The sequence below is a fragment of the Corynebacterium sp. zg-331 genome, from assembly GCF_014267345.1.
In the GTDB taxonomy this organism is placed as follows: domain Bacteria; phylum Actinomycetota; class Actinomycetes; order Mycobacteriales; family Mycobacteriaceae; genus Corynebacterium.
Window position 1 is genome coordinate 1 of sequence record NZ_JACMYD010000016.1, and the last position, 7,219, is coordinate 7,219.

Annotated in this window: 6 protein-coding genes and 1 pseudogene; 1 reads left to right on the top strand and 6 read right to left on the bottom strand. The window is 53.6% G+C overall.

Annotated elements, in window-relative coordinates:
• Positions 1-213: 213 nt before the first annotated feature.
• Positions 214-1,467 (bottom strand): replication initiation protein, encoded by a 1,254-nt coding sequence (locus H7347_RS10470; RefSeq protein WP_227659137.1) that lies wholly within the window; start codon positions 1,465-1,467, stop codon positions 214-216.
• A 488-nt stretch (positions 1,468-1,955) separates the two neighbouring features.
• Between H7347_RS10470 and H7347_RS10475 the strand changes: the two genes are divergently transcribed.
• Complete coding sequence (locus H7347_RS10475; protein ID WP_152823451.1) at positions 1,956-2,639, top strand: hypothetical protein; 684 nt, start codon at positions 1,956-1,958, stop codon at positions 2,637-2,639.
• A 308-nt stretch (positions 2,640-2,947) separates the two neighbouring features.
• Here H7347_RS10475 and H7347_RS10480 read toward each other — a convergent pair whose 3' ends face one another.
• From H7347_RS10480 to H7347_RS10865, 5 genes and pseudogenes are all read right to left on the bottom strand, one after another.
• Positions 2,948-3,295: a hypothetical protein gene (locus tag H7347_RS10480; RefSeq protein ID WP_152823452.1), complete on the bottom strand. Its 348-nt coding sequence runs from the start codon at positions 3,293-3,295 to the stop codon at positions 2,948-2,950.
• A 1,123-nt stretch (positions 3,296-4,418) separates the two neighbouring features.
• Positions 4,419-5,006, bottom strand: coding sequence for a hypothetical protein (locus H7347_RS10485; RefSeq protein ID WP_152823453.1), 588 nt, complete (start codon positions 5,004-5,006; stop codon positions 4,419-4,421).
• A gap of 746 nt (positions 5,007-5,752) precedes the next feature.
• Positions 5,753-5,986 carry a type II toxin-antitoxin system RelE/ParE family toxin gene (locus H7347_RS10490; protein ID WP_370513973.1) on the bottom strand — a complete coding sequence of 78 codons (234 nt, stop codon included), beginning with the start codon at positions 5,984-5,986 and terminating at the stop codon, positions 5,753-5,755.
• 16 nt (positions 5,987-6,002) lie between these two features.
• Positions 6,003-6,242, bottom strand: a complete 240-nt coding sequence (locus H7347_RS10495; protein WP_152823456.1) for a ribbon-helix-helix protein, CopG family — start codon at positions 6,240-6,242, stop codon at positions 6,003-6,005.
• A 636-nt stretch (positions 6,243-6,878) separates the two neighbouring features.
• Positions 6,879-7,219: pseudogene (locus H7347_RS10865) on the bottom strand (replicase RepA); the annotation flags it as partial.

Genomic DNA, 7,219 nt, shown 5'->3' on the forward strand with positions numbered 1-7,219 from the left:
CTGGCTTCTCCACGCACCTGGCTTCTCCACGCACCTGGCTTCTCCACGCACCTGGCTTCTCCACGCACCTGGCTTCTCCACGCACCTGGCTTCTCCACGCACCTGGCTTCTCCACGCACCTGGCTTCAGACACCCAATCAAAGTTCACAGGAAGCGCTAAGAAAAAGACACCTACTGCCTACCGGGCAGGGGAACCGTATATTGCCTACGGCATTACGCTTTTCTAGGTCGACCGCGGACAGCGGTCATCCCAATCGTTCTCCGCACCTGCTGCACTCTTGAGACCGATACCTTGAACTGCTGAGCAATCTCTTTAGTAGTCGGCTCTGGTGTTCCCTGAACTCGAGCGTCAAGAATCAACGCTTTCACGCGAGTTTCTAGTAGCTCTCCGTTGGCTCCGCGTTTCGCGTTTGCTGCGTGTAGCGTCTTGAGCTGTCCCTGGGCGTAGTCGCTGTTGCGATCCTTCCACCGCTCAGCGGCTTTCTGGCCACCACGGCGCCCCATCGTGGACAACGCTTTGCGCTGACCACTCGTCGCACGCTCAGCACCCCCAGATGCCCCGTAGGAGGCTTTACGCGAGGACTGGGTGACATAGCAACGCACACGCCTAGCCATCGTCAAACGATCCCGCATAGGCGGCACCTCCCGCACCCTACCCGCACCCCCATGAACCTGAGCTACCTCATAGGCATGTTCGTAGGCGTCGATAATCGCCGCATCCGTTAACCGCTCACCCCGAGCGCGTAACCGGTGTCCCACCTTCAACGCGTGGCGAAACGCCGTCTCATCACGCGCAGCCACCCCCTGACTGATCCACCGGATACGTACCCCGTCAATCAGCTCCGGATCATACCGATCCAGATCCCCCGCCAATTCGCTCTCTACATCCTTGGCTAAGGCTCGGAAGGCTTCTGCTTCCTCGCGACGAGCCTTGACCGCTTCGATCAGCTCGCGGCCACTGGAAAACTGCTTCTGGGCAGGTGTGGTCCCATGGGGATCAAGACCGGCAAGGTCACGAGCATTTTTCACGAGATCTCCCAAACGCATGACACGGTGATGTTGTGGATACCAACGATAGGCCCCCGGAGCCTTACCCGTGTAGAACGGCGAACGAGAAAACCCGTGGGCAAAGTGCGGGTCACCATCTAGTAAGCCGCCAAGGACGCGGCTGGTGGCTGCCAGCAGCTTCATCTGAGAAGAAGAACCCGCCTTGTCTGCGTAGACGGGGTCGATCAGCCAGATCATCTGAGCCTTGCCGCTCTCCGGGTTGATCCCCACCCAGGCAGGTCCAATACCGTGCTCGACGAGACTGCGCACCACATCGCGGACATAAGTGTTCAGGTTAGAGGGGTGTCCACCTGCTGAGCCTGGTTGGTCAACATCGACGACCAGTACTGCGGCGTACTGCGGGTGGGCGAGCTTTACGTACTGGCAGCGGCGTAGCTGTTCGGAGTCCGTGCGGTACATCCGCGGTGCAGTGGCCCCGTCGTGGGTGCGGACGTATGCCTTGGAGAAGTCCCGTCCTACGCAGCCGTGCAGCACGTCGCGTCCAAGGTGGTTAAGAAGGCGTTCACGATCCAGGGTGCTTGCAGGGGTGTCCTCTAACCCACCTGTATCCGTAGCATTGGGGTGGGTAGGTGTGGTGGTGTGTGCCAGGTGACTGGCCGCAGGTATACTCATGGCCGTGCTTTCTCCCAGGGTGGAGTCTGGGTGATAAGCGAGGCCTGGACCGGCGGCAACCGGTCTAGGCCTCATTCATTTATCAAGGTCTCAAGCACCAATCCTAAACCACACCAGTGTCATTCACACCGGTGACACCCCGTCCAAGGGGTTGTTCACGGTGCCGCAATGGTGACCGGATATCTGACTGGACAGGCCAACGAGGCTGACCACTCTGTTCACGATCATTCCTATTTCTTCTTTGTTTATGCAGCTTAAAGTGTATATTCCAGATCATGGCCAACAACGAGACCACGGGTGACCTGAACACTAACCAGGAAGGTGATGGTCATGTTCAGGGGGTGTTGATGTGGACACCTCAAAAAGCCGCAGACGAGTGCCAGGTAGGCCGCTCGACGATCATGCGCAAGCTCTACGCCGATGAAATCCCCGGAGCAGAAAAGATCGATGGCACATGGCAGATACCCGTGCCAGGGCTGATTACTGCAGGGTTGAAACCTGGTCGGCCTGCCCCATCAACAGAGCCTGACCAGGATGCTCACCACGCTGATCAGGAAGGTGTCCACGAATCTGACCGGACAGGCACCGGGGTGTCCACAGAGGAGCTGTACGCACGTTTAAGAGAGATTGCGGAACTCAAGGCCCAGGTAGAGATAGAAAAAGCACGGGTGTCCGTCGAGGTGGCCCGTCGTGAGGCCGCAGAACAGTTAGCCGAGGAACGCCGCGGGCGTATCACTGACCTCCAGCACGCACTACGCATGCTCACCCCCAGCCCCAAGGACAGCGAAGATCATCCCCCTCACGAGAGCTCAGGGGGACTCTCTGTACCCTCAAATGTGAAACCAGAAACTGTATATCCAACCTTTGAAGGGGTGGATAGACTTAATGTCCCTACATCTGCGAGTACGGAGCCACGGGTAATATTTTATCGAGTATTTAAGCGGTTTCTACGAAATTAGAATTCATCAGATCCTCCGCCCCCATGAAATCCGGAGCTATATCCTTTCTTCTCAAGATGTGCAGTTCCAAAACTTCCTTCGATACATATATGTGTACGATACATTCCGTGGGTTCTGATATAATTCTCGCAATACCCCATGGTAGGAAAGACATGAGGAGTCCACTGGTAGGCATTAGCCATAGCCGAGCCGAGAAGTGATAGCATCACTGCAGATAATGAGGATACTGCAAGTATCCTTGGAGATTTACGAGTCATAGCTTCATGATACCATCAATCCCTAGCGCAGGGTAGAATTTTACCAAAAGTTCACATCTTCTTCATCCCCCATTCAATCCTTCCATTTACCGGCTCCGGAAGGGGCTGAGGCGCGTAACATTCGGAGATCCTTGTACTCTCAAAGTACTCACGAAATGGTTTCTTCTCGGCATGGATTAGATTTTTTGACTCCCAAACGAGACAGCCGTTATTATGCCATTCCTTAAACTGTCTAACCAAACACTCAATGCCATCAATTCCAAAAAAGCTACAAATCTCAAAAATGGTAAACTCGCCCACGACACTTTCATCAAACAGCCTCATCTTAATGGCAGTTGAATTGGTATCTAATTCATCAGTTTCCCTTATCTTCCAAACCGGAATATGTAGAAACTTCATTTAATCCCCTACTCTGCGACACAAATTCTATACTCAATAGATAAAATTGTATCTTCTTCCAAGGATAAACACTACTCTCGGTTCCGCTACGCAGCGGTTCGAGCACTGCATCACCTTGCACGCACTATGCTTGCCAGATCTAGAGCAAAGCAATAACACCAACGATGTGCACTTATCTCAACACAGGGATCGTTCCTGTACTCCCAAGGTCACTATAGCACAATGGTGGGTATAGCTTCTAGAAATTATTTTGAGCGGTGGTCACTCCCAACGGATAAGCGCCTACCCATACCATCGGGATCCAGAAACTCTCTACCTCTGGCGCACGCACCTAATGAAAGCTCTCTGGAAGACATGCAGGAAGCACTCCAGGCTGCCACACACGCCGCGTCGCACACCAACTCCCCGCACGCGGATTCAGCCTGGCTGATACCGGAGCGCTGATCGGCGCGAGCAAAACTCGCACTACCCAACTCCTCGCCGGGACTTAGACCAAGTGGTGCACAAGCCCAACACGCAGGGGCACGTGGTGGCCTCTGTCGTGCAGCATGACTCCTATTCCAGGCAGACGATTGGCGTTGTGCACGGGGCTGATACCTGGGTTAAAGACGTGCAGCAGTTAGATGTGTCCATACACCGTAACCTCGTCAATGATCCGTTGACCTCATAGCGGTAGACGGGATCCTCAACGCGCAGAAGGGCACGGGGGATGCGGCTACATGGCTGCCACCCAATGTGGGATTTCGGTGTGAGTATGCCCGCCGCCAGGTAGCGGCGAAACAGCGATTATGGGCTGTGCGCGACCCAGGCGGAAAATGCCCGCGTGGATTACTCGCTCAATAACTATTTTAAAAAAATAGAGGACGTAAATCCTCTCCGAGTAATAAGTTACCGTCTCTAAAACTTAAATAAGTTTTAGAGACGGTAACTTATTACTTACTTAGCCTACTACGTCGAGGACGTACTTGAAGGAGAGAAACAAAAACGATCCCCGCCACTAGGCCGGAAATTGGAGCACTTACCCCGCCTTGAACTCCTAAAAGTTGAATGCAGAAATAGACAGCTAGTGATAAGAATACGGAAACTGCTAGTTTTGCAAAAAACTGGGTCAGTGTATTATTTTTTACCATCCTGTAGCTCCTTGGATTGCTCCCCCAACGCCTCCCGCTATCGCACCTGGACCCACGCCAGCAAGGCAACCTGCGCCAGCCCCTGCCGGACCTCCTGCCATACCTGGAACAGCACCAGCAGCACAGCCGCCCGCCCCTCCCGTGATGATACCTTTCGCTGCCCCTTTAGCAACGCCACCCCCACGGCATCCTCCATGATCATAGCGCCCCAAAGGACAGATTCCGCGGAAAGATGTTCCACCTTGGTACCCAGTGCCAGGTTCGCTTGCCACAAGAGTTGAGCGACCCACAATCTCATAATCTGCCAAATCAGAAGGGAGAGTTTCTAGCACATCACCATTCCGATCCACGATAGTTACATTACCATCAGGAGAGTGACTAAACTTAGCATTTTCCACTTCAACCAAAAGGGCGCCATCCTCCAACTCTGAAACCTCATATGTAGCTTGCGCAGTTGGAAGCGCCTCAGCATTGATACTATTATCCAAATTCAGCTCTTCTGCTTGTGCAATTTGCACAGAAGGAACCGCAATTGTAAATGCTGCCACAACCGATGCGGAAATTCTTCTTAATTTCATCATGCATGCCTCTCTTCTTTAAAAAGAATATGGAATCACACTTAGATCATGTGCCATTATATTTCCACACAGAGAATACCCAGTCTCAGAATTTGACCCTCCTTCCCTAAAAATGATGTTGCAATCAGCATACCTTAAGTCGACCACCTCCACAGTGGAAAGCATTAAATTACCCCCAAAATGGGGTAATTTAATGCTAAAATCGCAGATCAGCGTAGCGCATAATATGTATATACATTATACGGACAAGATCGCATCATAGACGGTGATACAAGTTTCATCCAAGCCGATCTAGGCGGTGTTGCGAAAATCCCGGTGGGTAAGACCGACGTGTCATAAACAGCAACGAGGACTCCCCACACACTTTTGGTGTCGAATCATCAACGCCTGCTGATCAATGACATCTTCTTTCGTATCCGCACCGGCTGCCCCTGGCGCGATACCCCGAACACTACGGCCCCTGGTGGCGGATCTACCACCTATTTACCCACTTCCACGCTCACCCGGGTATGGCAAATACGCACCACACCAGACTGCTGAACCACGCTCAGGAACACGGAAAACTTCCCTGGGAAGTCAGCGTGGACTCCAGCACCACCCGAGGCCACCTCCACGCCGCCGGGGTCCGGAAAGACAGTACTACCCGCCACTGAGCGCCCCGCACTCTTCGGCGCATGGACCAGCACTACACCGATAGGTGCACACCCTATTTCGCAAGCGACCCATCCCTCACGTTATCTGCGATCAACCTAGTCGTCGTAGACGCGGCTGCGGTGGTCTACCTTCACCGCCACAACCACGCAGTGGCTATCTTCTATCGTGGCGATAACCCGATAGTTCCCCACCCGGTAGCGCCACATCCCTGACAAAGGCCCTGAGAGCGCTTTACCTCGTGCCCTCGGATCATCAAGATCCGCCACAGACTTCATATACCGCACCACAGAACGCGCTACTGGTTTATCCAACCGACGTAGCTGCTTCACAGCCTTATCTGAGTACCTAATCGTCCAAGCCAAGATCAGCAACTACCTCTTCATGGCTATACGTCGCTATACGACCGGCCTTGATATCTTCCCAATCAGCAGCAACCTCGTACTGCCAAAGCAAACGATCGATACTTTCTTCCACCGCCTGCCGCACGTAAAACGACTTCGACCTACCAGTACGACGTGCAAGACGATCCAACTTATCCGCCGTCTGGGCAGACAACCGCACCGAGGTTGCCACCGGAGCAGACATGCATACCTCCACATAGATATGACTACATGTAGTCACCTGATTAGACGAGCACTACCCTACCACCGATCACACCTACTGTTACAGACACTCATCTATGCATCAACCCCTTGATACTAGGGGCATGACCACCCCAAGCACTTAGTGACTGCGGACGTCTGTACTACCCCACCTCTACAACAGGACAGGCCAACCCCAAGTGCTCTGAAAGATCGACACACCTCTTGCATCTTTACCTCAACCCAAGTCCAACCAGACCGCCTACCGCAGAAAATCGCAGGCGTATGTTGGTTGTTTTCGTCGGAGCACACGATGTTGCCTCAACGGAAAACGGCCTCTTCTTTCACGCTCCCAGCAGGTGAGCTAGCACCCATACTCCCCTTTGCCCACCACTAGAACCGCAGAAACATGGCCTAAAAGCACCAAGACCAACACGGGTTCGCGACCTCCTGTGATACGGGACAGTGGGCGTTTTTCGTCACTTATGCCTGGGGTGCTCATGGTGGACCTGGGGTACGAACGTCACGACTCACCCCTACACCCCAAAAAACCATCACTCAAACTTTCCAGAAACAGGTAGCTCTACTGCCTACCGGCAGGGGAACCGTATATTGCTTATGAGATGACCCCCCTAGGGAGTTAAATGGGCAAAGCACCTTCACTTCGCAGCTGCCTCAGATACCGTTTTACAGTCGATTCAGAAGCCCCCACCGCAGTCATGATCTCTTTGCGGGTGGGCAAGCGCTTTGACTGAACAAAGTAGTCATTGACCACTTGCTCGATCTGGCTTCGTGTTGAGCGGCCACGAGCCACGTTGGTGCGCTGTGTCTCCTTAAGGGTTGCCAGACGATCTTGGGCGTAGTCGCTGTTGCGATCCTTCCACCGCTCAGCGGCTTTCTGGCCACCACGGCGCCCCATCGTGGACAACGCTTTGCGCTGACCACTCGTCGCACGCTCAGCACCCCCAGATGCCCCGTAGG

Coding starts and splice junctions, on each gene's coding strand:
- H7347_RS10470 (WP_227659137.1), bottom strand. CDS start 1,467: ATGTACCGCACGGACTCCGAACAGCTACGCCGCTGCCAGTACGTAAAG.
- H7347_RS10475 (WP_152823451.1), top strand. CDS start 1,956: ATGGCCAACAACGAGACCACGGGTGACCTGAACACTAACCAGGAAGGT.
- H7347_RS10480 (WP_152823452.1), bottom strand. CDS start 3,295: ATGAAGTTTCTACATATTCCGGTTTGGAAGATAAGGGAAACTGATGAA.
- H7347_RS10485 (WP_152823453.1), bottom strand. CDS start 5,006: ATGATGAAATTAAGAAGAATTTCCGCATCGGTTGTGGCAGCATTTACA.
- H7347_RS10495 (WP_152823456.1), bottom strand. CDS start 6,242: ATGTCTGCTCCGGTGGCAACCTCGGTGCGGTTGTCTGCCCAGACGGCG.